Source organism: Pseudomonas serboccidentalis (genome assembly GCF_028830055.1).
GTDB lineage: Bacteria > Pseudomonadota > Gammaproteobacteria > Pseudomonadales > Pseudomonadaceae > Aquipseudomonas > Aquipseudomonas serboccidentalis.
In genome coordinates this window covers 2,097,038-2,121,223 of record NZ_CP101655.1, presented here as the reverse complement: position 1 = coordinate 2,121,223, position 24,186 = coordinate 2,097,038, and the positions used below count along the sequence as shown (strand labels likewise).

Below are 24,186 nucleotides of genomic sequence, written 5' to 3'. Positions count from 1 at the left end.
AACGCGGTGAAAGTCGGCGGCATGTGGTGTGCTCGCCTTCTGACATCGCGACCCGACTGCATTGTGGTGATGCTGTCGGGAGAAACTGGGCGACCCTTGGGTCGCCTTTTTTCTATGCAGCTTGTATTTCAGCGTCGGATTCGGCTGGGAATATCTCGGGTAAATCCGGCCTAAGCTGATGAGGTAGCAGCGCTCCAGAAAGTGCTTTCGATAGATGTCGAACCTGTGCGACTGGAATACCTCGCCGACGCCAATTGAAGAATCTCTGAGGGCTGATTTTGCACTCTCGCGAAAGCTGGGAAGGGCTTTTGCCGGAGGCCTCAGCAACCTGCAGTACTAAATCGAATATCTGAGCAGGTGTACTCATGACGTTATCCATACCAAACAATTTGAGCGGCAAGACCAAACAATACGTTTGTTATCATCTGAATGCAAGCGCTGTAACATTCTGTTTATGAGTAAACAAACGCAAAACCTCAAAGGCCAACGCTTCCGTGAAGCGCTCGAAAACTCCGGATTGACGGGGGCCCAGCTCGCTCGAATTCTCGATCTCGAGAACGACCAGAACATCACGAACTGGAAAGCTAGGGGCGTCCCCGCGTATATGGTCGGCGAAGTTGCGCTGACACTTGTCGTGGAGCGCGAGTGGCTAGAAGGGAAAGATGTACCAATGCGGACCAAGAGCACTGAGCGAAACCCATTACGCCCGGCTGCTAACGATTCGCCGCTTTACGTGCTGGAGCCAATGGCTCCTTGGGATTCAGAAACACCAATAGACAATGACGAGGTGGAGCTAAGGTTGTACAAGGAAGTGGAGTTATCCTCTGGACCTGGAAAGGTTGCGCGTACAGAGGTGCAGGAGATCGCTGGGCCAAAGCTTCGTTTTTCACGAGCTACGATGAGGACTTGCGGAGTAGATCCCTCAAACGCTGTATTTGCCACCAACAGCGGGAACAGTAATCACCCACTGATTCTTTCGGGAGCGACAGTCGGCATTGATACGGGAATGACACGAATCGTTGACGGCGAAATGTACGCAATCGACCACGACGGGCATTTTCGGATTAAATTTCTTCAACGTACTGCCAACGGCATCAAGATGAGGAGCTTCAATTCACAGGAATACGCTGACGAAGACTATGACTTCGATCAGATCATGGCTCAGCGGGTGGTTATTCTTGGCCGCATATTTTGGTGGTCATCAATACGTCCATTGAAAGGCCCCTCTCTGATCTGACACCAAACAAAATGTGTTGACCAAAAACCAAACAGATTGTTTACTTGCCTCACTCTCCAGCCACAGTGAGGCATCACCATGCGCGCCACCGCATCCCTACATGTCCATCCTGCATGCGTCAGCAATCGCAAACTGATCGAACAGCTGCAGCTCGCCACGGGCTGTCTGGTCGTCATTCATAACAGCAAACCAAAGCTTGTCGCCAAGTCCTGCCAGCCCTCTCCTATCGATCCGAACGGTGGAGGGCACGCAGCATGATCAAGTACAAGATCGACAACCGCACCCTGCAGTTGCTCAACGCCCAGGTCAACCTGACCGAGACCTTCAACCACGTCCTGCGCACAGCGCCGAAGCGTGAATGCCTGGCATTCCGTCTCAAGGCTGAGCGCGGCACAGTGGAAAGCACTTTTGTCGTCGAGCTGGGCAGCGAACGCCACACGCTGACCCTGCAGAACGACAAGAAGATGCACCTTAAACTGGCCGACTTTATTGAGGAGATTGCCAACGGTCCGTTCGACGCGAGCAACTCCAGCGACCTGGTGCATCTCCCGCATGTCGATCGTCAATACGGCCATTTTATTGTCCAGGACAAGCAGCGTGTGTTCGAACTGGTGCACACCGGCGGCGTGCTTAGCCTCGAAATGGGTTTTGAACTTCCCCTGCATGTGGCGCTGCATCGCACCCATTCGCGCCGCGGCGTCACCGCTATCTTGAGCATCGGCAACAAGAACCCGCATACGCGCTGCTTCACCTTGTACGGCTCCGATGCCGAGATCTACGCAAAGCTCATTGAGTCCATCAACCACCTTGCTGCAGCGGCCACTCCAGCTGCGCACGCAGCATAAGGAGGACGTTATGGAACGCACCCTCGCCCAAGCAGCCGCTCAACTCGGCCTCACTCGCCCCAAACTTATCGCTCTCATGCGAGAAAAAGGTTTGCTCAAGGGAAACCTGCCGGCGGACCCGAAGCGCGACAAAGCGTACCTGCGAGTCAAGGACAGTCCCTGGTATGACGAGAAACACGGAATGCAGTACAGCCAGTCGACTCGGGTGAAGCAGCCCGGTATCCGCTGGCTGGCCGAGCAGTTGGACATCGATCTTCCTGCCATCCCGGCAGATCGCCGTGACGTGGCCTAGGGAGTACGCCCGCCAGATCGTTGCCATGCGCACACGCGAGGAGCGCAACGCCGCGCTCCTCGAAGTGCCCGAACATCTGCGCGAGCTGACCAGACGCCACTGCCTGAACGCCTGGAACCACCCGGCACGACAACAACGCAAGGAGGCTCGACAAGTCCATGAGTAACGCTGCACAGAATCCGCTTCGCCTGCATCCGGCGCCCGAATCGGCCACCGTCGAACTGCTCTATCGAATCTTCGGTGACGTCCTGATCCCGCTGGAAAAAGTCCGCGAGCAGTACTTTCGCAATCTCAACGAGCAGTCGTTCGTGACGGAGATCAACAGCGGCCGGATCCAGCTTCCGATCACCACGCTGGACACCAGCCGCAAGGCGCTGAAGTACGCGCACATCCGCCACGTCGCCTCGCTGATCGATATCCGCGCCTACAAAGCGGATGAAGACATGCAGCGACAGCAGGACGGCCAACGCCCTGTTGCCCCCACACCACTGACGGCTGTCACCACCAGCCAACGACAATCCCAGGAGCACACCACATGATGACCCCAATACAAATCGGTGCACTCGTCACCCTGATAGTTCTGGCCGCCCTGCTGCTCTGGGGCGGTTACATCATGGGCCGCAGCGATGGCCTGGAGACAGGCCTGCGCGAGGGTGAAGACATCCAGCGCGCCGCAAGCGCCAAAACCATCCGCGAGCTTCAGGCCTCCCTGCAGTTTATCCGGGCCGATCACGCGCGCCTGGCACACACCTGCAAACGATTTGAAGCAGGTCCACTCTTCGGCCCGGCCGAGCACCAGACGCTGGTCGATATCGGCGAGCTGCTGCGGATCGCCGCCGAGACCTTCAGCGCCTTTCTTACCGGCAAGAAGCTTGAGCGTGATGCCCGATCGCTGCGCGAACAGGCGCTTGCAATGGCTGCGCAGCTGTATCCAGGAACCGAGGGCAGCAAGGCCGCACTGCAAGCGCATTCGAAGCGCTCTGCATTTCCTAGCAAGGAGCCAGCATGAGTATTCAATTTCTTAGCCATGAGCAAGTCTGCGAACTGACCGGAGCCAAAACTAAAGCCGGTCAGATTATGGTGCTGAAGCGCAATGGCATTCGTCATACCATCAAGCGCAATGGCTGGCCTTGCGTGATTGCGTCCGCGTTGACAGGAGCAACTACCAACGCGGCAGAAACTCCAACGTGGCAGCCGCGCCTGGTGGGATGAATGGGACGAAGACCAACAAAGCCGGGGAGCATTCCTCGCCTGCGCGAGAGAAAACGCGGCAACACAACCTATTACCTTTACGACACTGGCGGGAAACCACGCAAGGAAATCCCGCTAGGTACGGATTACGGCCTGGCCATCTTAGAGTACGCAAAGCTCGAAAAAAGCCGCGTCTCTCAAGCCCTGACACAAACCGTACTTACCTTTGCTTACGTAGCCGAGCTTTATATGAATGAGGTGGTTCCCACAAAAGCCCACGCCACCCAAAAAGACAACGCGCGCGAACTCAAAAACCTTCTTCTGTTCTTCAACGACCCGCCCGCCCCTCTAGAAGCTATCGAACCGAAACATGTCAGCCAGTACCTTCGTCATCGTGGCAAGACAGCACCTATTCGCGCGAATCGGGAGAAGGCATTGCTCAGCTCTATCTGGAACTTTGCTCGCGAGAATGGCTATACATCCTTGGCAAATCCTTGCTCAGGCGTGAAAGGCAATAAAGAAACCGGTCGCGACATATATGTTGAAGACGACGTACTTGCCAGAGCCTACCGGCATGCCGATCAGCCATTGAGGGACGCCTTGGACCTGTTCTACCTAACAGGCCAGAGGATCGCAGACACATTGAAGATGGATGAGCGAGACATAAAAGACGGAAAGCTCTCCGTTCAGCAAGGCAAGACAGGGGCTAAACGAAGGATCGAGATCATTGGTGAGCTCAAAGTCGTAATCGATCGAATCATGACACGAAAGGCTGGACACAAAATCAGATCAACACGTCTGGTAGTAATCGACTCTGGGCAGCCAATGACGACCAGCATGCTCAGAAAGCGGTTTGATGACGCCAGGGAAGCAGCCGGAATTCCAAAAGCAGAATTTCAGATGCGCGACCTAAGAGCAAAAGCGGCGACGGATAAGGAGGAGTCAACAGGGAGCATCCGAGAAGCTAGGGACCAGCTAGGACATACAACCGTTGGGATGACAGAACAGTACATCCGAATGCGCAAGGGGATGAAGGTTACCCCTACGAAGTGAATGACGGTCACGAATTGCGGAAAAGATTTTTTGATTGCGGAAAAAAGAACTAAGGGCTTGCATGAGGTATATCATGCAAGCCCTTGATATTTATGGTGCCCGAAGCCGGAATCGAACCGGCACGCCCTTACGAGCGGGGGATTTTAAGTCCCATGCGTCTACCAGTTTCGCCATTCGGGCGGTAGCGCGGTGTACAGCTCAAATCAGTCGACCAGCGAACCGGACAGTGTTGAGCCTTGTGAAGCAGAGCGGGAAATATATACATCACGTCCCGGTGAAGCAAGCTCACAGCGGCTGATTTCAAGACTAAATCTTGCAGCGCAATGAAAACAAAAAAGCACCGTAAATCATGGATCTACGGAGCTTGCTTATAGTGGAGGTCGAGCTCGGAATCGAACCGGCGTAGCGGATTTGCAATCCATCTATAAATCGCTGTAGATCAATAGGTTAGCACTATTTCCGTTTCCCAAGCTACTGATTTTTAAGAGGCTACAGCCCGCATAATCCGAGGCCACCGGTTTTGGATGCGGAACACTGTTTTGCAACGCTCGGTGCATATCGCCGCCTCATCCTGGTCCGCCGGCCGCACCTCGATCATTGTATATAAAACCAGCTATCAACAAGATATCCCGTGGATCCCCTCTACATAGAGGACACCGACAATTGGATCGGTTGCCCTACGCCGCTCGAAAGCTGCCGGCATCAGCTCCAGATATGTAAGAGCGAAATTCAGGAACAGACCATCGACGCGCGGTCAAAAGCAGATGATGCCAGCCGGCGGGCGACCGATATCGAAATCAAAAGCAACTGGGAGCTGATGGCAAAGGACAGGCAGATCTCGCACTTTTCCACCGCAATCAAAAAGCTGAAAGGCGCCCCCCCCTTCGCGCCCTCCTTTCCTCATCAGTGTGACAACTTCTGAACGTACGCCTGACAGGCTTGCAGCGCGAACGGCTGCATGATCCACGTCGCCAGTGCCGCCGGGGCAAGACGATTGCGTAGGCGATCCCGCTGCGCGAAGCCTGAGTCATTTGATTGAGCGTTTCAGCGCTCAACCTGACCAAGCGAAAAAGCCGTTCAGTGGCGGCTGTGTTTGGTTTGGGGGCCTCCAGAAACTCTTGTAATCCATAAACGGCAAAGGCACTGACACATTTTTACGAATAGCCAGAAAAGTGAGAAAGCATGCTGCTCGCAGGCGATAATTTTCTTGGGGAGACGCCCATCATGAGGCATTATGCCGCACCCCATGAAACGACAAGGATGTCAAAATTGAAAAGCCTGTCTCACAACATCAACGGAGAAATAGAGATCCTGCGCGGGATATCTGTAACTCTAGTTATGATTGCACATATACCTGTGTTCTTTCCCTGGTTATCCGCGTATTGGTGGCCTGTTTTTCAGCATGCACACTTCTGGTTTGGCGTTGATATATTCTTCGCAATCTCCGGATTCGTTGTAACTTCTTCACTATTGCGACAGATAAAAATAAACAGGAATGAGCCAAAGATAAAAATAATCACATCATTTGCCATCAGACGCTTTTTTCGCCTGATACCGTTATCTTGGGCAGCGTTATTATTTGTATTATTTTTGTCCCTAACGTGGAACAGCACTGGGATATTTGGTAGTGCAATTGGCATCCTGGGCGATGCTGTAGCGGTTGTTTTTTACTCTGCCAACTGGCATGCCTACCAATGCGTAAAAGAAGTGACGCCATTGTGCGGAATCAACGCACACTACTGGTCGCTTTCACTTGAAGAGCAGTTCTACATTGTCCTTCCGTTGACCCTGCTATTTTTCAGAAAATATCTTCTGCCGGTCTGCCTGCTGTTAATCGCCATTCAGTTCCCCCTTCAACGAGATATTTTCTCATCGTTGTGGATAACGCGAATAGACCCCATCCTGTACGGTGTCGTGATTGCGCTAATAAAAGACACTGACCTGTATCTACATATAAAACCGGGCATGATGCGCAATGTGAAGGCTCGATGGACCTTCATCGTGGTCATGTTGGTATCCATGAGTTTGCTGGCCGGCGGCAAAGTCATCAGCTTTTCGGTCGGGCTATTAGCGGTGGCCTCTGGGCTGTTTGTTTTGATTGCCTCCTACAATGAAGGACTATTGTTTCCGAGCTTGGCAAAAAATAGAGTCTTACTTTGGCTTGGAAGCCGTTCATATGCACTATACCTTCTACACAGTGTTGCTTTTTTCATCGTTATAGAAGGCTGCAGCCGCATCGCTGGGTCGCGGACCCTAATAGAAACTCCAGAGCACACTCTTGCTCTTGCTATTGGTGGAGTTCTAATGACCATTGCCCTTGTCGAGGTTGCACACAGACTAATTGAGGTCCCGTTCAGGCGACTTGGAAACAAACCAACTGAAAAGATGTTGCAACAGGAAGATCTGACTAAAGAACCGACTTAAAATTATTTAAAAAAAATTAAAAGGCCCGTAAATCTTGGGCCTTTTTTCCAATAGAGACGCGGCCGAATTATTTCTCCGGATCCACCGGAGAAGAGAAATGTTGCTCACAGGTCGTACCGTTGTAATGCCATTGACGTCCCAGCCATAAACTCCATCATCGAAGGGGATGGCTACAATTCCCTCCGGCAGTGACCATTGAGACTTGCTGTCCCATTCTGCTGTATTCACCCATGCACCATTCTTAATGATCACATAAGCAGCCATCTATGCGTATTCCCCTACAGCAAACCAGCCTGGCGCACCATATCCGCCGCTAAAAGGACCTGTTGATGGCCCAGCGGCAGCCCCAGTCCCGCCCGCCCCTTGGTTAGCAGTTATCCCATTGACAAGCCCATCACTTGGACCGGGCCCATAGAAAGATTGCCCACCCTGAATGTTGAAAATTACCGTAGCCGAAAACGCGACCAATGCCGACCGTTACCCGTCCGAAGGCAGCCAGCGAAATTGACGACATTGCCGATGCAAGCGCCCTTCTCGGACACTCCACTCAAGAGATGACAAAAAAGGTTTACCGGCGCGTAGGCGCAATCGTCAAACCAACGAAGTAACCGCAAACATGCGGAACACATCGATAAATATGCGAACTCTTTTTATTTCGCAGGCAATAAAAAACCCCGTAGATCATTGATCTACGGGGTTTTTAAGAGTGGAGGCCGAGGTCGGAATCGAACCGGCGTAGGTGGATTTGCAATCCACTGCATAACCATTTTGCTACTCGGCCTCAAACGATCGCTGCTTAGTAGCACAACAACAACCGCGTACAAACTTGGAGCGGGAAACGAGACTCGAACTCGCGACCCCGACCTTGGCAAGGTCGTGCTCTACCAACTGAGCTATTCCCGCTTGGTGTGGCGCATTCTATAGATTTCAGAAGCCCCGTCAACCCTTTGATTCAAAAAAGTTTTATTTCTTTTCAACGTCGGTTTTCAGATGCGGCCAGGCAGCCCGCAGGTATTGAACCATCGACCACAATGTCAGGCCTGCCGAGATCATCAGCAAGGCGTAACCCAGCAAGACCCAGAAGCTGAAGTCACGGGGATTGGCCAGCAGGATCACCAGCGCCAGCATCTGCGCGGCAGTTTTCCACTTACCGAGATTGGACACCGCTACATGCGCGCGAGCACCGAGTTCGGCCATCCACTCACGCAAGGCCGATACGACGATCTCACGACCAATGATGACTGCAGCAGGCAACGTCAACCACAAGTTACCGTGTTCCTGTACCAGCAGCACCAATGCCACCGCCACCATCAACTTGTCGGCGACCGGATCAAGGAAGGCGCCGAACGGCGTGCTTTGTTCCAGGCGACGAGCCAGGTAGCCATCCAGCCAGTCAGTCGCCGCCGCAAAGGCGAATACCGAGGCGGACGCCATGTAACTCCACTGGTAAGGCAGGTAAAACAGCAAAATGAAGATCGGGATGAGCAGGACGCGTAGAACGGTAATCAGATTAGGGATATTCATCGGCACAACTGGCTACGAGGTGAGTTGGCATTCTACTCGCTATGCAGGTTTGCATAAATCGACTCTGCGAGCTTTTTACTGATCCCCGGTGCTTTGGCGATCTCTTCGATGCTTGCACGAGTCAGCTCCTGCAATCCACCAAAATGTTTCAACAAGTCCCGACGACGGGTCGGTCCGACGCCCGCAACGCCTTCCAGCGTCGACGTGCGGCGGGTCTTGCCGCGCCGCGCACGGTGTCCGGTAATCGCGAACCGGTGGGCTTCGTCGCGAATCTGCTGGATCAGGTGCAGTGCGGGCGAGTCGCCGCGCAAAGTGAACTCGTGCGCGGCATCATTAAGATACAAAGTTTCGAAGCCGGCCTTGCGTGTAGCACCTTTCGCTACACCCAACAGAATGAGATCAGGCACCGCCAGTTCGTTCAGCACATCACGGGCCATCGACAGCTGACCTTTACCGCCGTCCACCAACAGGATGTCCGGCAACTTGCCCTCCCCGTCCTTCAGTTTGCTGAAGCGTCGGGTCAACGCCTGATGCATGGCGGCGTAGTCATCGCCCGCCGTGACGCCCTCAATGTTGTAGCGACGATAGTCGGATTTGATCGCACCTTCCGGGCCGAACACAACACAGGAAGCGACGGTGGCCTCGCCACTGGAATGACTGATGTCATAGCATTCCAGGCGCTGCGGCGGCTCATCCAGGTTCAGCACTTCAGCCAGTGCATCGAAGCGCGCGGCAGTGTGTTGGCGGTTGGCCAGACGCGCGCCCAGTGCCTGCTCGGCATTGGTGACCGCCAATTGCTGCCAGCGTGCCCGCGTGCCACGCACCCGGTGGCTGATGGTCAGTTCTCGACCACGCAACTCGTGAATGGCTTCGATCAACGCTGTGGCGTCTTCAGGGACCACGTTGACGATCAACTCGCTCGGCAGGTCGCGCTCCGGACTGCTGATGAAGTACTGTCCCAGAAATGCGGCCATGACTTCCGCAACGTCCTCTTCAATACCGACTTGCGGGAAGAAGTTCTTGCTGCCGAGTACCCGTCCGCCGCGCACGCTGATCAAATGAACGCAGGCGCCACCCGGGTTGACGAAGGCGGCAATGACATCGATGTCGCCGGTGCCGCCTTCCATGCTTTGCTGATCCTGAACCCGGCGCAGCAAGGCAATCTGGTCGCGCAGCTCGGCGGCGCGTTCGAATTCGAGGTTGATAGCCGCCTCTTCCATCGCCGTCGACAGCTCATTGGTCAGCGCGTGACTGCGTCCCTCGAGAAACATCACCGAATGACGTACATCCTCGGCATAGACCTCTGGTTCGACCAGCCCGACACAAGGCGCCTTGCAGCGTTTGATCTGATATTGAAGGCACGGGCGCGTGCGGTTCTTGTAGTAACTGTCTTCGCACTGACGGACAAAAAAGGTCTTTTGCAGCAGGCTGAGGCTTTCGCGAATGGCCCCGGCGCTCGGGTACGGGCCGAAATACTTGCCCTTGGCCTTCTTCGCGCCGCGGTGGATGCTCAGGCGCGGAAATTGACCGTCGGAAAGAAACACATAGGGGTAGGACTTATCGTCGCGCAACAGAATGTTGTACGGCGGCCGCCACTCCTTGATCAGGGTCTGCTCAAGCAGCAACGCCTCGGTTTCGTTGGCGGTGATGGTCGTTTCGACCTGCGCGATACGCCCGACCAGTGCGGCAGTTTTCGGCGCCAGCCCGGTCTTGCGGAAATAGCTGGCAAGGCGCTTCTTGAGGTTCTTGGCCTTGCCCACGTACAACAGGCGCGCATCGCTGTCGAACATGCGATATACGCCGGGACGCCCACTGACGGTCGCCAGGAAGGCGCTGGAATCGAATGTTTCAGTCATGGTCAGGCGCTGGCATCAACCATGCCGTGGCGCACAGCCAGCAACGTCAACTCTACATCACTGCTGATCGACAGCTTTTCGAAGATCCGGTAGCGGTAGGTGTTCACCGTTTTCGGCGACAGGCAGAGTTTGTCGGAAATGATCTGCACCTTCTGGCAGCCGACAATCATCAACGCGATCTGGATTTCCCGTTCGGACAACGCATCGAAAGGCGAATCGTTGGTGGGCTGGAACGACTTGATTGCCAGTTGCTGGGCAATCTGCGGACTGATGTAACGCTGGCCGGCAAATACCAGCCGAATGGCCTGGACCATTTCCGGCAGACCCGCGCCCTTGGTCAGGTAACCGGCGGCACCGGCCTGCAACAGACGTGTAGGAAATGGATCTTCCTCACACACCGTGACAGCGACGACCTTGATGTCCGGATGACTGCGCAACAGTTTGCGCGTGGCTTCAAGACCACCGATACCGGGCATCTTGACGTCCATCAGGACCACATCGGGTTTCAACTCACGGGCCTTGATCAGGGATTCTTCCCCGGATTCGGCCTGGCCAACCACCTGCAAGCCATCGATATCGGCCAGCATCCGTGTAATGCCTGTACGAACGAGATCATGGTCATCGACCACTAGCACCCTAATCAAGCAGACACCTCGCGATATGGTCTTATTGGGATGCCCGACACCTTAGCAAAAAGTGCCAGACAGACCTAGCGGCAAGCCGCATTTAAAAAGTTTCAATTCATCATTGAGGGCTTGCCGGCCGTGGGTTTCAGAGCACAGGTGTACCGAAATCGAGCTGCATCCTCAGGAAACACTCGTCCTCACCGCACACCTGCAAGCCTTTTCTCTTATACAGACTTTGTGCCGGATTATTTTTGAATACGGTCAAACGCAGCGCCGGACGTCTTTCAGTGCGGGCCACGGCAATAACCTGATCGATCGCCCAAGAACCCGCACCCTGCCCGCGAAAAGCTTCAGCGATTTGCAGCTCGCGGATGTACAGCGCCCGACGATCCCGGCTGAGGCTGAAAAATCCCATAGGGACATCAGCACGCATAATCAGCCAGTTGTCTCGTCCGGACCAGCCAACATCGAACGCCTCGTCCTGCCACAACAAGTCGTGGTCAATGTAATAGCGCAGCATGTTCCGACACGCCAGCGCTCGGGCAAACACCAGATCACCCGGTTCAGCGCGACGCAAACGGTAGGTCATGGCTCCACCGCGACGCAAACCAGCTGTCCCTGCCAATTGCCGGCATCACGGCGGGCAATCACCAATAATTCGCCAGGTCCTGGTGCCGCAATCACCAGCGTCCCGCGTTCAGACCAGACCGCGCTACGCCCCGCCGACTGCCACCCGCCCGTGAGCCCGGCATGATTGGCCATCAGCACCGCCATCGAGTGGCTTTGCGCGTAGCCTTGCAGCAGCGCACTGTCCACGCCATAGCCGTTTTCGCCGATCAACACGCCTGCCGCGTACAGGTCGGCTCCCAGACCGGCGGCCGTCGCTGCGTGACTGGCGTGGGAAAAGTCGGCGCAGACCGCCAATGCCACGGTGTCGTTGCCTATACGCAGGGTCGAGCCACCAGCACCAGGTGAAAAGAAACGCTCTTCGCCCGCGTGCAAGTGTTGTTTGCTGTAAACCTCAAAAGAACCGTCTCTGCCCAGGGTCAAAGCACCGATCAATACCTGCGAGCTGTCCTTCAGACGAATCGGCATGCCGACGACTGCGTTGATGCCCAGCTCACGAGCGCAATCGCGCAATGGCTGCAACAACGCATCCTGAGGGTCAATTGCCATGTCTGCGGCCATCTGGCCTTCGTAGCCTGTCAGCGACAGTTCCGGGAACACCAGAAGATCGACACCCTGCTCTGCCGCCACGGCCATAAAGCGCAAATGACGGGCAATGTTCGCTGCCAGATCACCGGCAACGGAAAGCGATTGGGCTGCCGCAACAGTGAACGTCGACATGATTCATCCTTGGGCTTCTGACAAAACACCCAGTGTGTCACAACATCTGTACCACTCAAGCGATAGGTAATGCGTTGAATGAGCGATAGCAATTTCTGATTGCTCAGGTGTACGGGGCTCTAGTAAGCTCGGCGCATTCATCGGAGACAGATCATGTTCAACGCCCTCTCACCGCTTCGTTCCACCAGCGCCCTGCGCTCGGTTGCGGCTGCCCGGGTGAATGACGTTTGCGCTCCAGCCAGCTTTTATTTTGGGTATTGGTTTAGCCACTGGCGCGCCTGATACCCACCGGCGCCCATGAAAACGGGTCGCCTACCAGAGAATTCTCAACCCCCGGTCGGCCTCCCGACCGGGGGTTTTGTTTTTTCAGGCCCCAACTTTTTCAGCAACACACCAGACACTTTGAGGAATCACGACATGAACTACGCCACTTATTACCGTTACGACAGTTTTACCGCCTGGCGATTTACCAGCCTCCGCTCGGGACAGCCTGCCGCCTCCGATCGGTCACCCACAGGTGGCAAGCACACACACGCAGCCAATACGGCCAATTGTCGAACACCCCAGTAGGGCCGAGTGCGCGGGAAGAACCCGCCGCCAGCCCAGGAATCCCGAATATGAACTCGTCTGTTTCTGCTCTGCCACTGTCCACCCTCAATTCTGCCAACGAAGCGCTGACCCTGCGTCTGCCCAGCTCGTTGCAGCTCAAGCAACAATTGCCGTTGAGCAATGCTCTGGCCCAGCAAGTCGCCGCCCACCGCCAGGCGATCCGCGCGATTCTCGATGGCGAAGACTATCGCCTGCTGGTCGTCGTCGGCCCTTGCTCGATTCATGACCCGCGCTCCGCGCTCGAATACGCCGAAAAGCTCTCCCGACTGGCACACGATGTCAGCGACGAAATGCTCCTGGTCATGCGCGCCTACGTTGAAAAACCACGCACCACTGTTGGCTGGAAAGGCTTGGCGTATGACCCGCATCTGGACGGCAGCGATGACATGGCGGCCGGCCTGACCCTGTCACGTGAATTGATGCTCGAGATGGTTCGCCTGGGATTACCCATTGCTACCGAACTGCTGCAGCCAATGGCTGCCGGCTACTTCGACGACCTGCTTGGCTGGGTCGCCATCGGCGCACGCACCACCGAATCGCAGATTCACCGGGAAATGGCCAGCGGCCTGAGCATGCCGGTTGGCTTCAAGAACGGCACCGACGGTGGAGTCAGCGTGGCCGTCGATGCCATGCGTTCGGCAGCGCACCCGCATCGCCACTTCGGCGTCGACAGCCATGGGCACCCGGCGATCATCCAGACCTCGGGTAACCCCGACACTCACCTGGTACTGCGCGGTGGCCATCATGGTCCGAACTTCGATCGCGCCAGCGTGGCCCGAGTCCAGGCCGACTTGACCCGCCTGAAGATTCCGAGCCGAATCATGGTCGACTGCAGCCACGCCAACAGCGGCAAGGACCCTCTGCGCCAACCCGACGTATTCAACGAGGTGCTCGAACAGCGTTTGCAAGGTGATCGTTCCTTGATCGGCATGATGATCGAGTCGCATCTGTTCGAAGGCTGCCAGCCTTTGAGCCCTGCTCTGCGCTACGGCGTATCGGTCACCGACGGTTGCCTGGGCTTCAGCGCAACGGAACAGTTACTGTCGAGCGCTGCCGAACGTCTTCGGGCACAGGTTCGGGCCTGAACCTTGGAACAGCCTTTGCGGGCGAATCAGAATCCCGCAAAGGCTCAACCAAGACTCAGAACATCAACCCAGGATTAAGCCCGCACCCGGATGCGGGCAACGCCGGAAGCCTGACTGACGTCATCCAGCCGCTCCACCGAGTACGACACCTGCACCACGGTTTCACGATGCTCTCGCCAGAAACGGTGAGGCACAATGAACACCAGCGGCTGACCGGCAGTTTCCCCGGTGATATCGCGATCATCGCGATGACTGAAATACTCCCCATCGCACTTGAGATACACCAACTCCCCCTCCTCAGCCTGAGCATTGCCGATCACCACGGTCACGCCATCCACCGCGTCTGCGGCATCCAGTTCGCCGTCTTGCGCTTCCAGCACCTGCGGCGCCGCCAGATCGCCTCGAAGCAACGGTGCGATCAATACTCGGGAATTCACGGAGCGTCTCACCTGCGCGGCCATTGATTCGACCCGGTAGCTGACGGTCACCTCTTGCGTGGAATAGGGCGCGATGCTGTCAGCGTGTATCCAGAACGACAGTGCCTCGCCAACGGCAAATTGCTCCACGGTCACCACATCATTGAACACTGACTCCGGCGCGGCGCCTTGCCAGGACAGAGTGACCCGGTCACCGGCTGCCATCCGTGCATAAGGTCGCACGGTAACGCTCGTACCCTGCGGAACACGAGCGGGATCCAGCGTCCCACCCACCGTTTCTTCAATGATTGGTGCCAGCAACTCAGGTTCCGGATCACCCACATCCAGTTGCAGGCGCCTGGATGACACCGGCCCAGGCAGGGCGACGCTGTAAAGCGTCCAGTAAAGCTCCAGCGAACCGCCTTCCAGCGCAGCGACGTGTGTACCCTTTATGGCAAACACGATTTCCCGACCGACTTGCCCTTCGCTGACCGAGCGCGAGGCTTCATGCCGGTAGGGCAATCCTTCGTCATCGAGCCCGTGCCAATTCAAGACCAGTCTGTCGCCGCACATCATGTCCGGATAAGGCGCAACCCTGACGAATGCGTTGCTCAAGGAGGGATCGAGCATTCCCTCCTCCAGTACCTCAAGCATCGGAGCAGGCAGGCACAAGAGCGAAGATGGTGCCGGTGCGCAGACGGGTCGATAGCTGAGTTCGAGACTTTCTCCGTGCACCTTCAAACACAGATGACCACCGCCATCGGTGTCAATCGACGAGGGGGACGTATTGGCTGTCGGCATTGCCGAGGACTCGGTAGTGGCGTCGTACATAGACATTCGTGGCTCCATTCCTTGGATAGAACGCCGCCATCAAGGCCGCGTCGAACGAAATCCATTGAACACCATCCAGCGAATGCGCGAAGTCAGCCCACAGCCTTGCGAAACCGGGGTAAACACACCGCAAGGCGTAGGCATCCGGCTGCGAATCTAGAGAAACAGGGCAAAAGATTGCCAAATGTTCCGACTACCCCCTCAAGCAGAACCGAAAACTCGCACAGTTTTTAGTCCAGTTTCCTAACAACTCCGAGGATTTTTCAGACATCGCCGGCCCACACGCCTGTTTTACAGTGGCACGCCTCAACCACTGACAAGCATCTGCAAAAGAGGCAGGAACATGCAACGGAATGCGACAACCCGCTACCCCATCCTTTTAGTCCATGGCCTGTTCGGGTTTGACCGTATCGGTCGTTTCGAGCTTTTCCATGATGTCAAGCAAGCACTGCGGGACGCTGGCGGCCAAGTGTTTGTGCCACAGCTGTCTGCTACCCATGACAACGAAGTTCGCGGCCAGCAATTAATCCTGCAGATCGAGCGTGTGCTGCACGGCACCGGCGCCTGCAAGGTCAACCTGATCGGGCATAGTCAAGGCGCATTGGCCTGCCGTTACGCCGCTGCGCTGGCGCCGGAGAAAATCGCCTCGGTGACGTCGGTCAGCGGCCCCAACCACGGTTCGGAACTGGCGGATGCATTACGCATGGCACTGGTTCCGGGACGCCTCCCGAAGCAGGTGGCAGAACTGCTTGCCACGCAGTTCGCGGACCTGCTCTCACTGCTCAGCGGCAAGCCGGCGATGCCACGCAATGCTGTGGCGGCGCTCAACGCCCTGACGACCGCAGGCGTCGCTGAATTCAACAGCAAGTACCCTCAAGGCTTGCCATCGACCTGGGGTGGTCAGGGCGCGGCGCGGGTCAATGACGTTCACTACTATTCCTGGAGCGGCACGCTGCAAGACGATCTGTCGCAAATACTTGACCCGGTGCATGCCGTTTGCCGGGCATTGTCGGGACATTTTGTCGTCGAAGCCGGGCAGAACGACGGCTTCGTCGGCCGCTACAGCTCACACCTGGGCACCGTCATCCGCTCCGACTACCCTTTCGATCACCTTGCCAGCCTGGGTCGCCCCGGCGGGTTGCGGACACGCGGGACAGATCCCGTCGAACTCTACGTTGAGCACGCCATGCGCCTGAAGGCCGCGCAGCTGTAAGCGCATGCTCAACACCGAGCGGAACTTTGCCGAGAAATCGCTTACTGAATCCGGTAGGCTCCACACTTTACTGAAATAGATTGGAGAGTTTCCCCATGGCTAAAGCCACTGCCCGCCACATCCTGGTTTCCAGCGAAGACAAGTGCAACGAACTCAAGGCCCAGATCGAAGGCGGTGCTGATTTCGCCGAAGTCGCCAAGGCCAACTCCACCTGCCCGTCCAGCCGTCAGGGCGGTGACCTGGGCTCGTTCGGTCCTGGCCAGATGGTCAAGGAATTCGACACCGTGGTATTCAGCGCGCCGATCAACGTCGTGCAAGGCCCGGTGAAGACCCAGTTCGGTTATCACCTGCTTGAAGTCACCAGCCGCCAGGACTGATCCGTCGCCTGATTGCTGCCCCAACGGCCCGCCTTTTGGTGGGCCGTTGTGTTTCGGTTACAGGATACGGCTGGCGACTGACGCGCCGCTCGCGTACAAATTGCGCTTATCGATCACCCGGCTTTAAGGCTGACAATGCGACTGGCTTTCCCCTCTCTGCTGTTCACTGCCGTGGCCCTGTTGTTGGGCGCCGCTGGTGTGGACGCCACCCCGCAACACGCGTTGACCGTCTATGGCGAACCTGCCAAATACCCGGCCGGCTTCAGCCACTTCGACTACACCAATCCGCAGGCGCCCAAGGGCGGCACCCTGCGCCGCTCGGCGATAGAAATCGGTCATTTCGATCACATCCTGCCGTATATCGACAAGGGCATCGGCGTCACCCAGATTGACGGCATGCTCTATTCGCCGCTGGCCCAGCGCTCGATGGACGAGCCTTACACGGTCTACGGCCTGGTGGCGCAAAAGATGGAGCGCTCGGAGGACGGCCTGTCCCTGCGTTTCTTCATCAACCCCAAGGCACGCTTCGCCGATGGCACACCGATCACCGCCGAAGACGTGCGCTACACCTACGACCTGTTGATGACCCAGGGCAGCCTGCGCTATCGCACGCAGTTCGCCGACGTCAAAGGCGTTGAAATCGAAACGCCGCTGACCGTGCGTTTCGACTTCAAGAGCAACGAGAACCGCACCTTGCCGCTGGACATCGCCACCCTGCCGGTGTTTCCCGAGCACTGGTGGAAAACCCGCGACTTCGCCGGTGGCGGCGGCTATGAGCCACCATTGGGCAGCGGCCCGTACCGGGTCGGCAAGGTCGATTCCGGCCGCAGCATCACCTTTGAGCGCAACCCCGACTGGTGGGGCAAGGACTTGCCGGTCAGTCGCGGTCTGTACAACTTCGATCACTTCAGCATCGAGTATTTCGGTGACACCGATGTCGCCCGCCAGGTCCTGCGCGGCGGTGCCTATGACTACAATCGCGAATTTTCCGCGACCGGCTACTCGATCGGCTACGACAGCCCGGCGCTGAGTGACGGACGTTTGCAGAGGGCCCACCTCGCCACCGAAGCCCCGCAATCGGCCCAGGGCTTCGTGTTCAATCTGCAAAAACCGATGTTCCAGGATCGCCGGGTGCGCCAGGCGCTGGCGATGCTCTGGGATTTCGAGTGGAGCAACCGGCAGATGATGCGCAACCTGTACATCCGTCAGCAGAGTTACTTCTCCAACTCCGCGCTCGCGGCCCGCGAATTGCCGGATGCCGCCGAGCTGAAAATCCTTGAACCGTTGCGCGGGCAGGTTCCCGACGAGGTCTTCACTCAGGTCTTCGAGGCGCCGAAAACCGATGGCAGCGGCTTGATCCGCGACAAACAGCTGCAAGCGCTGCAATTGCTCGAACAGGCCGGCTGGAAACCCGATGGCGACCAACTGGTCAACGCCGAGGGTGAGCCATTGAGCTTCACCTTTCTGGTCAGCCAGAACGGCATGGATCGTCTGCTGCTCCCGTATAAGCGCACGCTGAAGCAGATCGGCATCGACCTCAATATCCGCCGCATCGACTCCTCGCAATACGTCAATCGCCTGATGAGCCGTGACTACGACATGATCGTCACCGGTTATCCGGTCACCACGTCTCCGGGTGGCGAGTTGCTCAATTACTTCGGCTCGATTTCGGCCAACGACCCCGGCGCCAACAACTATATGGTGCTGAAAAATCCGGCGGTCGACACGTTGATCAACGGCCTGATCCGCGCCTCGACCCAGAGCGACATGCTGCACTACGCCCATGCGCTGGACCGGGTGCTGCAATGGAACTACTACTGGATTCCCAACTATTACCCGCCGGGCACCTCTACCGTCTGGTGGAACCGTTTTGGCATGCCCGCAATACAGGCCAGCAATGACGAAGCCATCGAGAGCTGGTGGGAAATCAGCAGCACCCCGTTGACCAACCAGCAGATGACCGCCGAGAAGATCAGCCGTGGCAGACCCGGAGGACCGCACTGATGTGGGCATACATTCTGCGGCGGCTGCTGCTGATCATTCCGACGCTGGTGATCATTCTGCTGGTCAATTTCGTGATCATTCAGGCGGCACCCGGTGGCCCGGTCGAACAGGCCATCGCCCACTTGCAAGGGATTGGCGGCGCCAGTGTCGGCGGCAGTTCCAGCGAGACCATGAGCAGCACCTCGCGTGCCAGCCGTGGCCTTGATCCGCAACTGATCAAGGACATCGAAAAGCAGTACGGTTTCGACAAGCCGGCGCATGAACGCTTGTGGCTGATGCTCAAGAACTACGCGCAACTGGACTTCGGCAAGAGCTTTTTCCGTGGCGCCACGGTCACCGACCTGATCCTGGAAAAAATGCCGGTGACCATCTCCCTCGGTCTGTGGGCGACGCTGATCACCTATCTGGTGTCGATCCCGCTGGGCATTCGCAAGGCGGTGCATCACGGCAGCCACTTCGACATCTGGAGCAGCACCGCGATCATCATCGGCTACGCGATGCCGGCGTTTCTGTTCGCGATGTTTCTGATCGTGGTGTTTGCCGGCGGCACCTCGCTGAACTGGTTTCCGGTGCGCGGGCTGGTTTCCGACAACTTCGAATCGCTGTCGACCCTGGGCAAGATCGCCGATTACTTCTGGCACCTGGTGCTGCCAGTAACGGCGCTGGTGATCGGCGGTTTCGCCACGCTGACGATCCTCACCAAGAACTCGTTCCTCAATGAAATCACTCGCCAGTACGTGGTGACTGCCCGCGCCAAAGGCCTGAGCGAGCGCCGCGTGCTCTACGGCCACGTGTTCCGCAACGCGATGCTGCTGGTGGTGTCGGGGATTCCGCAAGCGTTCATCAGCGTGTTCTTCGCCGGCTCGCTGCTGATCGAAGTGATCTTCTCCCTCGACGGCCTCGGCCGCATGAGTTACGAAGCGGCAGTTTCCCGGGACTATCCGGTGGTGTTCGGTTCGCTGTTCATCTTCACCCTGTTCGGCCTCCTGATAAAACTGATCGGCGACCTGTGCTACACCCTGGTCGATCCGCGTATCGACTTCGCCGCGAGGAACGCCTGATGTTCAAGCTCTCGCCTCTGGGCCGTCGCCGTTTTGCGCGATTCAAGAAAAACCGTCGTGGCTGGTGGTCACTATGGCTGTTCATCGGACTGTTTGTGGTGACGCTGGGCGGTGAACTGATCGCCAATGACAAACCGCTGGTCGTCAGCTATCAGGGCCAGTTCTACTTCCCGGTGTTCAAGCGCCACACCGAGCAGGAATTTGGCGGGCAACTGCCGTTCCAGGCCGATTACCGCAGCGACTATGTGCAGAATCTGATCCGCAAGGACGGTGGCTGGTTGCTGTTTCCGCCGATCCCGTTCAGCGACGACACGCCCAACTATGACCTCAACCAGCCTGCGCCGAGTCCGCCATCGAAGGTCAATTGGCTGGGCACGGACGATCAGGCGCGCGATGTACTGGCGCGGGTGATTTTCGGTGCCCGGGTGTCGATCCTGTTTGCCTTGATGCTGACCGCCATCAGTGCGCTGATCGGCATTGCCGCCGGCGCCCTGCAGGGCTATTACGGCGGCTGGGTCGACCTGCTCGGGCAACGCCTGCTGGAAGTCTGGACCGGGTTGCCGGTGCTGTACCTGCTGATCATCCTGTCCGGTTTCGTCGAGCCGAATTTCTGGTGGCTGCTGGGGATCATGGCGCTGTTTTCGTGGCTGGCGCTGGTAGATGTGGTGCGCGCCGAGTTCCTGCGCGGGCGTAACCTGGAATACGTCAAAGCGGCGCGCGCCTTGGGCTTGAGCGACCGCAAGGTGATTTTCCGGCACATCCTGCCCAATGCGATGAACGCGACGCTGAGTTATTTGCCGTTCATTCTGACCGGGGCGATTTCCACCCTCACCGCCCTCGACTTCCTCGGTTTCGGCATGCCCGCCGGCAGTGCCTCGCTGGGCGAGCTGATCGGTCAGGGCAAGCAGAACCTGCAAGCGCCGTGGCTCGGGCTGACGGCGTTCTTCACCCTGGCGCTGATTCTTTCCTTGCTGGTGTTCATTGGCGAAGCGTTACGCGACGCGTTCGATCCACGATCCTGAAGTGCAACCATGACTGATAATCTGATCGAAATCCGCGACCTCAATGTCGCCTTCCATGGCCAGCCAGCGGTGCGCAACCTGTGCCTGGACATCCGCCCCGGCGAATGCCTGGCGCTTGTCGGTGAATCAGGCTCGGGCAAGTCGGTGACCGCGCACTCGATCCTGCAGTTGCTCCCCGAAGGCGATGCGCAAACCAGCGGCAGCATTCGTTATCGCGGCCAGGAGCTGGTCGGCACCGACCCGAAGGTCTTGCGCGAATTGCGCGGCAACCGCATCGCGATGATTTTTCAGGAGCCGATGACCTCGCTCAATCCCCTGCACACCATCGAGAAGCAGATCGGCGAGACCCTGCTGGTGCATCGCGGCCTGGGCGGCAAAGCGGCGCAACAGCGCATTCTCGAACTGCTGGAACTGGTGGGCATTCAGAAACCCAAGGAGCGCCTCAAGGCCTATCCGCATCAACTGTCCGGCGGTCAGCGGCAACGGGTGATGATCGCCATGGCCCTGGCTTGCGAACCGGAACTGCTGATTGCCGACGAACCGACCACCGCGCTCGATGTGACGGTGCAGCGCAAGATCCTGCTGCTGCTCAAATCCTTGCAGCAGCGGCTGGGCATGTCGCTGCTGCTGATCAGCCACGACCTCAATCTGGTGCGCAGCATTGCGCAACGGGTGTGCGTGATGAAGGCTGGCGAGATCGTCGAGCAGGCCCCGTGCGAAACCCTGTTTACCGAGCCGAAACACCCTTACAGCTGCGTGCTGCTCAACGCCGAACCGGAGGGTGAAGCCCTGCCCCGGGACGAGCGCGAGAACGTGCTGGAAGTCGATGATCTGCGGGTCGAGTTCGTGGTCGGTGGCGGGCTGTTCCAGCGCAAGCAATACCTGCGGGCGGTGGATGGCATCAGCCTGAATATCCAGCGTGGCAAAACCCTGGGCATTGTCGGCGAGTCCGGTTCGGGCAAATCGACCTTGGGTCAGGCGATTCTGCGGTTGCTCGATTCCGAGGGCAGCATCCGTTTTCAAGGCACCGCCCTCGATGGTCTCGATCAGAAGCAGTTGCGACCGTGGCGTCGGCAGATGCAGGTGGTGTTTCAGGATCCGTTCGGCAGCCTCAGCCCACGGATGTCGGTGGCGCAGATCATCAGCGAAGGGCTGGAGGTGCACTGTCAGTCCAGCGCCGAAGAGTGCGACGAACAAGTGATCCGTGTACTCAAGGAAGTCGGCCTCGACCCGCAAAGCCGTCATCGCTACCCACACGAGTTTTCCGGTGGTCAGCGCCAGCGCATCGCCATCGCCCGGGCACTGGTGCTGAAACCGGCGCTGATCCTGCTCGACGAGCCGACCTCAGCCCTCGACCGTACCGTGCAAAAACAGGTGGTCGCCCTGCTCCGCGACCTTCAGGAAAAACATGGCCTGACCTACCTGTTCATCAGCCACGACCTGGCGGTGGTGCGGGCGCTGGCCCACGACATGATCGTGATCAAGGACGGCAAAGTGGTCGAGCGCGGTGCCAGCCACGATGTGTTCGACTCGCCGCAGCACCCTTACACCAAAGAGCTGTTGGCGGCGGCGCATCCGGGGTAGGCATAATCAGGCGCATGCCTTGATACCGAGTCGCATCTATCGCGAGCAGGCTCACTCCTACAGTGGAACGCATTTCAAATGTAGGAGTGAGCCTGCTCGCGATGGCGTCGCCACAGCCGAAACACATTCAGGATCTGTCAGATGAACACCACCGAAAGCCTCAAGGACTACCAACGCGTGCGCACGCTGGCGATCCGTTCGCTGTTCGAGATCATTGAGCAGTCCAGCGAAGGCACGGTAATTGTCGATCGGGATGCCAACATCGTCTGGATGAACGAGCGATATGCCCGGCGTTTTGGTCTTGAATCGGCGAAAAAAGCCATCGGCCGATCCTGTGAAAGCGTGATCCCCGGCAGCCTGCTACGCGAAGTGGTGCGCACTGGGCGGCCGATCCTGCTGGACATGCAGGACACGCCGAAAGAGCCGATGGTGGTGATGCGCCTGCCGATTCACGACGACGCCGGCAGCGTGATCGGCGCGATCGGTTTTGCCCTGTTCGACGAATTGCGCACGTTGTCGCCGATGCTCAAGCGCTACCTGAGCATGCAGGAAGAACTGGCTTCGACCCGTTCCCTGCTGCGGGCCCGGCAGACCAAATACAACTTCGCCCATTTCATTGGCACCAGCACCGCCAGCCTCGAGGTCAAACGCCGCGCCCGGCGCAGCGCCAGCACCGAGTCGCCGGTGTTGCTGCTCGGCGAAACCGGCACTGGCAAAGAGTTGCTGGCCCAAGCGATTCATGGCGCCTCACCGCGCGCGCACAAAGCCTTTGTCAGCATCAACAGCGCGGCGATTCCCGAAGCGTTGCTTGAGGCCGAGTTTTTTGGCACCGCGCCCGGTGCGTTTACCGGCGCCGACCGCAAGGGTCGCACCGGCAAATTGCAGATCGCTCAGGGCGGCACGCTGTTTCTCGACGAGATCGGCGACATGCCGCTGCCTTTGCAAAGCAAACTGCTGCGGGTATTGCAGGAAAAGGAATTCGAACCGGTCGGCTCCAACGACGTGATTCAGAGCGATGTGCGAGTGATCGCGGCGACCTCGACCGACCTGCAAGCTGCGATCAAGCGCGGCGAGTTCCGCGCCGACCTGTATTACCGCCTCAATGTGCTGCCGATCCACGTTCCGCCGCTGCGCGAACGTCTCGACGATTTGCCGGCGCTCAGCGAAGCGATCCTCGAAGAGCTACGCAGTCAGCACGAACTGAGCCGCGCGGCGCTGGATCTGCTCGGCCAGCATGCATGGCCGGGGAACATCCGCGAGTTGCGCAACGTGCTGGAGCGCGCGGCGCTGCTCAGCGATGACCTGATCCTCACCGAAGAGGATATTCGCGGCTCCATCGGCACCTTCACCCCGGTTGAACGCCCTTCGGCACCGTCGTTGGAGCCCTTGGCCGACGAGACATTCGCCCAGGCCCGTCAGCGTTTTGACCGGCAACTGATCCAGACCGCCCTCGCGCAATGCGCAGGCAAGGTACCGGAGGCGGCGGCTCGCCTGGGGCTGGGGCGGTCGACGCTGTACAAGAAGATGCTGGCCTTGGGTATCGCAGAGTCTCAATAAGGAGATTTAGTCTCATTAGTGAGATTTAAACT

At 57.7% G+C, this 24,186-nt stretch carries 24 protein-coding genes, 3 tRNA genes and 1 pseudogene; 19 read left to right on the top strand and 9 right to left on the bottom strand.

Going from position 1 to position 24,186, the window contains the following annotated elements; all coding sequences use genetic code 11:
- The first annotated feature begins 454 nt into the window (after positions 1-454).
- The 8 genes from NN484_RS09790 (at position 455) to NN484_RS09755 (ending at position 4,618) form a co-directional block, all read left to right on the top strand.
- Positions 455-1,237 (top strand): S24 family peptidase, encoded by a 783-nt coding sequence (locus tag NN484_RS09790; RefSeq protein ID WP_047598497.1) that lies wholly within the window; start codon positions 455-457, stop codon positions 1,235-1,237.
- Positions 1,238-1,491: 254 nt separating this feature from the next.
- Positions 1,492-2,082, top strand: coding sequence for a hypothetical protein (locus tag NN484_RS09785; RefSeq protein ID WP_274658995.1), 591 nt, complete (start codon positions 1,492-1,494; stop codon positions 2,080-2,082).
- A gap of 10 nt (positions 2,083-2,092) precedes the next feature.
- Positions 2,093-2,374, top strand: coding sequence for a phage antirepressor KilAC domain-containing protein (locus NN484_RS09780; protein WP_274658994.1), 282 nt, complete (start codon positions 2,093-2,095; stop codon positions 2,372-2,374).
- Positions 2,361-2,540 (top strand): hypothetical protein, encoded by a 180-nt coding sequence (locus NN484_RS09775; RefSeq protein ID WP_127646153.1) that lies wholly within the window; start codon positions 2,361-2,363, stop codon positions 2,538-2,540. Before NN484_RS09780 ends, NN484_RS09775 begins: the two co-directional genes overlap by 14 nt.
- Positions 2,533-2,913, top strand: a complete 381-nt coding sequence (locus NN484_RS09770) for a pyocin activator PrtN family protein (protein ID WP_274658993.1) — start codon at positions 2,533-2,535, stop codon at positions 2,911-2,913. Before NN484_RS09775 ends, NN484_RS09770 begins: the two co-directional genes overlap by 8 nt.
- Positions 2,910-3,383, top strand: a complete 474-nt coding sequence (locus tag NN484_RS09765) for a hypothetical protein (protein ID WP_274658992.1) — start codon at positions 2,910-2,912, stop codon at positions 3,381-3,383. The genes NN484_RS09770 and NN484_RS09765 overlap by 4 nt, the downstream gene beginning before the upstream one ends.
- On the top strand, positions 3,380-3,586 hold the full coding sequence (locus NN484_RS09760) for a DUF4224 domain-containing protein (protein ID WP_008080161.1): 207 nt from the start codon (positions 3,380-3,382) through the stop codon (positions 3,584-3,586). The genes NN484_RS09765 and NN484_RS09760 overlap by 4 nt, the downstream gene beginning before the upstream one ends.
- On the top strand, positions 3,587-4,618 hold the full coding sequence (locus tag NN484_RS09755) for a site-specific integrase (RefSeq protein WP_056785472.1): 1,032 nt from the start codon (positions 3,587-3,589) through the stop codon (positions 4,616-4,618). It begins immediately after the preceding gene.
- Between the two features lie 93 nt (positions 4,619-4,711).
- Here NN484_RS09755 and NN484_RS09750 read toward each other — a convergent pair.
- Positions 4,712-4,798: transfer RNA gene (locus tag NN484_RS09750), tRNA-Leu, on the bottom strand.
- Between the two features lie 451 nt (positions 4,799-5,249).
- On the opposite strand from NN484_RS09750, the gene NN484_RS09745 reads away from it, so the two are divergent.
- The 3 genes and pseudogenes from NN484_RS09745 to NN484_RS09735 all read left to right on the top strand — a co-directional run.
- Positions 5,250-5,540, top strand: coding sequence for a hypothetical protein (locus NN484_RS09745; RefSeq protein WP_274658991.1), 291 nt, complete (start codon positions 5,250-5,252; stop codon positions 5,538-5,540).
- A gap of 260 nt (positions 5,541-5,800) precedes the next feature.
- Complete coding sequence (locus NN484_RS09740; RefSeq protein ID WP_274658990.1) at positions 5,801-7,042, top strand: acyltransferase family protein; 1,242 nt, start codon at positions 5,801-5,803, stop codon at positions 7,040-7,042.
- Positions 7,043-7,524: 482 nt separating this feature from the next.
- A pseudogene (locus tag NN484_RS09735) lies at positions 7,525-7,650 on the top strand (integrase); the annotation flags it as partial.
- 99 nt (positions 7,651-7,749) lie between these two features.
- Here NN484_RS09735 and NN484_RS09730 read toward each other — a convergent pair.
- From NN484_RS09730 to NN484_RS09700, 7 genes are all read right to left on the bottom strand, one after another.
- A tRNA-Cys gene (locus NN484_RS09730) sits at positions 7,750-7,823 on the bottom strand.
- Between the two features lie 46 nt (positions 7,824-7,869).
- Positions 7,870-7,945, bottom strand: a tRNA-Gly gene (locus tag NN484_RS09725).
- Positions 7,946-8,005: 60 nt separating this feature from the next.
- Positions 8,006-8,566 carry a CDP-diacylglycerol--glycerol-3-phosphate 3-phosphatidyltransferase gene (pgsA, locus tag NN484_RS09720; protein ID WP_003225417.1) on the bottom strand — a complete coding sequence of 187 codons (561 nt, stop codon included), beginning with the start codon at positions 8,564-8,566 and terminating at the stop codon, positions 8,006-8,008.
- A gap of 32 nt (positions 8,567-8,598) precedes the next feature.
- Positions 8,599-10,422: an excinuclease ABC subunit UvrC gene (gene uvrC, locus NN484_RS09715; protein WP_215499896.1), complete on the bottom strand. Its 1,824-nt coding sequence runs from the start codon at positions 10,420-10,422 to the stop codon at positions 8,599-8,601.
- Between the two features lie 2 nt (positions 10,423-10,424).
- Positions 10,425-11,066, bottom strand: a complete 642-nt coding sequence (gacA, locus tag NN484_RS09710; protein WP_024012761.1) for a response regulator transcription factor GacA — start codon at positions 11,064-11,066, stop codon at positions 10,425-10,427.
- A 127-nt stretch (positions 11,067-11,193) separates the two neighbouring features.
- Positions 11,194-11,637, bottom strand: a complete 444-nt coding sequence (locus NN484_RS09705; protein WP_274658989.1) for a GNAT family N-acetyltransferase — start codon at positions 11,635-11,637, stop codon at positions 11,194-11,196.
- Positions 11,634-12,395, bottom strand: coding sequence for a carbon-nitrogen hydrolase family protein (locus tag NN484_RS09700; RefSeq protein ID WP_215499892.1), 762 nt, complete (start codon positions 12,393-12,395; stop codon positions 11,634-11,636). Before NN484_RS09700 ends, NN484_RS09705 begins: the two co-directional genes overlap by 4 nt.
- Positions 12,396-13,012: 617 nt before the next feature.
- Here NN484_RS09700 and NN484_RS09695 point away from each other — a divergent pair.
- Positions 13,013-14,089, top strand: a complete 1,077-nt coding sequence (locus NN484_RS09695; protein WP_274658988.1) for a 3-deoxy-7-phosphoheptulonate synthase — start codon at positions 13,013-13,015, stop codon at positions 14,087-14,089.
- 74 nt (positions 14,090-14,163) lie between these two features.
- Here the strand turns inward: NN484_RS09695 and NN484_RS09690 are convergent, their stop codons facing one another.
- Positions 14,164-15,342, bottom strand: a complete 1,179-nt coding sequence (locus NN484_RS09690; RefSeq protein ID WP_274658987.1) for a hypothetical protein — start codon at positions 15,340-15,342, stop codon at positions 14,164-14,166.
- 337 nt (positions 15,343-15,679) lie between these two features.
- Here NN484_RS09690 and NN484_RS09685 point away from each other — a divergent pair, with 337 nt between their 5' ends.
- The 7 genes from NN484_RS09685 to NN484_RS09655 all read left to right on the top strand — a co-directional run bounded on the left by NN484_RS09685 (position 15,680) and on the right by NN484_RS09655 (position 24,154).
- The gene (locus NN484_RS09685) at positions 15,680-16,549 is read left to right on the top strand and encodes an esterase/lipase family protein (protein ID WP_274658986.1); all 870 of its coding nucleotides are present in this window, start codon (positions 15,680-15,682) and stop codon (positions 16,547-16,549) included.
- 95 nt (positions 16,550-16,644) lie between these two features.
- Positions 16,645-16,926 (top strand): peptidylprolyl isomerase, encoded by a 282-nt coding sequence (locus NN484_RS09680; RefSeq protein WP_007912303.1) that lies wholly within the window; start codon positions 16,645-16,647, stop codon positions 16,924-16,926.
- A 135-nt stretch (positions 16,927-17,061) separates the two neighbouring features.
- Positions 17,062-18,930 (top strand): extracellular solute-binding protein, encoded by a 1,869-nt coding sequence (locus NN484_RS09675; protein WP_215499883.1) that lies wholly within the window; start codon positions 17,062-17,064, stop codon positions 18,928-18,930.
- Positions 18,930-19,991 (top strand): microcin C ABC transporter permease YejB, encoded by a 1,062-nt coding sequence (locus NN484_RS09670; RefSeq protein WP_003225430.1) that lies wholly within the window; start codon positions 18,930-18,932, stop codon positions 19,989-19,991. The genes NN484_RS09675 and NN484_RS09670 overlap by 1 nt, the downstream gene beginning before the upstream one ends.
- Positions 19,991-21,013, top strand: coding sequence for an ABC transporter permease (locus NN484_RS09665; RefSeq protein WP_274658985.1), 1,023 nt, complete (start codon positions 19,991-19,993; stop codon positions 21,011-21,013). Before NN484_RS09670 ends, NN484_RS09665 begins: the two co-directional genes overlap by 1 nt.
- A 9-nt stretch (positions 21,014-21,022) precedes the next feature.
- Positions 21,023-22,597, top strand: coding sequence for an ABC transporter ATP-binding protein (locus NN484_RS09660; RefSeq protein ID WP_127647701.1), 1,575 nt, complete (start codon positions 21,023-21,025; stop codon positions 22,595-22,597).
- Positions 22,598-22,738: 141 nt separating this feature from the next.
- On the top strand, positions 22,739-24,154 hold the full coding sequence (locus NN484_RS09655) for a sigma-54 interaction domain-containing protein (RefSeq protein WP_274658984.1): 1,416 nt from the start codon (positions 22,739-22,741) through the stop codon (positions 24,152-24,154).
- Positions 24,155-24,186 lie beyond the last annotated feature (32 nt).

Excerpts from the sequence above, each read along its gene's own strand:
- NN484_RS09760 (WP_008080161.1), top strand. The coding sequence starts at position 3,380 with ATGAGTATTCAATTTCTTAGCCATGAGCAAGTCTGCGAACTGACCGGA.
- NN484_RS09685 (WP_274658986.1), top strand. The coding sequence starts at position 15,680 with ATGCAACGGAATGCGACAACCCGCTACCCCATCCTTTTAGTCCATGGC.
- NN484_RS09695 (WP_274658988.1), top strand. The coding sequence starts at position 13,013 with ATGAACTCGTCTGTTTCTGCTCTGCCACTGTCCACCCTCAATTCTGCC.
- NN484_RS09700 (WP_215499892.1), bottom strand. The coding sequence starts at position 12,395 with ATGTCGACGTTCACTGTTGCGGCAGCCCAATCGCTTTCCGTTGCCGGT.
- NN484_RS09790 (WP_047598497.1), top strand. The coding sequence starts at position 455 with ATGAGTAAACAAACGCAAAACCTCAAAGGCCAACGCTTCCGTGAAGCG.
- NN484_RS09705 (WP_274658989.1), bottom strand. The coding sequence starts at position 11,637 with ATGACCTACCGTTTGCGTCGCGCTGAACCGGGTGATCTGGTGTTTGCC.
- NN484_RS09690 (WP_274658987.1), bottom strand. The coding sequence starts at position 15,342 with ATGTCTATGTACGACGCCACTACCGAGTCCTCGGCAATGCCGACAGCC.
- NN484_RS09660 (WP_127647701.1), top strand. The coding sequence starts at position 21,023 with ATGACTGATAATCTGATCGAAATCCGCGACCTCAATGTCGCCTTCCAT.
- NN484_RS09765 (WP_274658992.1), top strand. The coding sequence starts at position 2,910 with ATGATGACCCCAATACAAATCGGTGCACTCGTCACCCTGATAGTTCTG.
- uvrC (WP_215499896.1), bottom strand. The coding sequence starts at position 10,422 with ATGACTGAAACATTCGATTCCAGCGCCTTCCTGGCGACCGTCAGTGGG.
- NN484_RS09740 (WP_274658990.1), top strand. The coding sequence starts at position 5,801 with ATGCTGCTCGCAGGCGATAATTTTCTTGGGGAGACGCCCATCATGAGG.
- NN484_RS09755 (WP_056785472.1), top strand. The coding sequence starts at position 3,587 with ATGGGACGAAGACCAACAAAGCCGGGGAGCATTCCTCGCCTGCGCGAG.
- NN484_RS09675 (WP_215499883.1), top strand. The coding sequence starts at position 17,062 with ATGCGACTGGCTTTCCCCTCTCTGCTGTTCACTGCCGTGGCCCTGTTG.
- NN484_RS09785 (WP_274658995.1), top strand. The coding sequence starts at position 1,492 with ATGATCAAGTACAAGATCGACAACCGCACCCTGCAGTTGCTCAACGCC.
- pgsA (WP_003225417.1), bottom strand. The coding sequence starts at position 8,566 with ATGAATATCCCTAATCTGATTACCGTTCTACGCGTCCTGCTCATCCCG.
- NN484_RS09655 (WP_274658984.1), top strand. The coding sequence starts at position 22,739 with ATGAACACCACCGAAAGCCTCAAGGACTACCAACGCGTGCGCACGCTG.
- NN484_RS09670 (WP_003225430.1), top strand. The coding sequence starts at position 18,930 with ATGTGGGCATACATTCTGCGGCGGCTGCTGCTGATCATTCCGACGCTG.
- NN484_RS09770 (WP_274658993.1), top strand. The coding sequence starts at position 2,533 with ATGAGTAACGCTGCACAGAATCCGCTTCGCCTGCATCCGGCGCCCGAA.
- NN484_RS09680 (WP_007912303.1), top strand. The coding sequence starts at position 16,645 with ATGGCTAAAGCCACTGCCCGCCACATCCTGGTTTCCAGCGAAGACAAG.
- NN484_RS09780 (WP_274658994.1), top strand. The coding sequence starts at position 2,093 with ATGGAACGCACCCTCGCCCAAGCAGCCGCTCAACTCGGCCTCACTCGC.
- NN484_RS09665 (WP_274658985.1), top strand. The coding sequence starts at position 19,991 with ATGTTCAAGCTCTCGCCTCTGGGCCGTCGCCGTTTTGCGCGATTCAAG.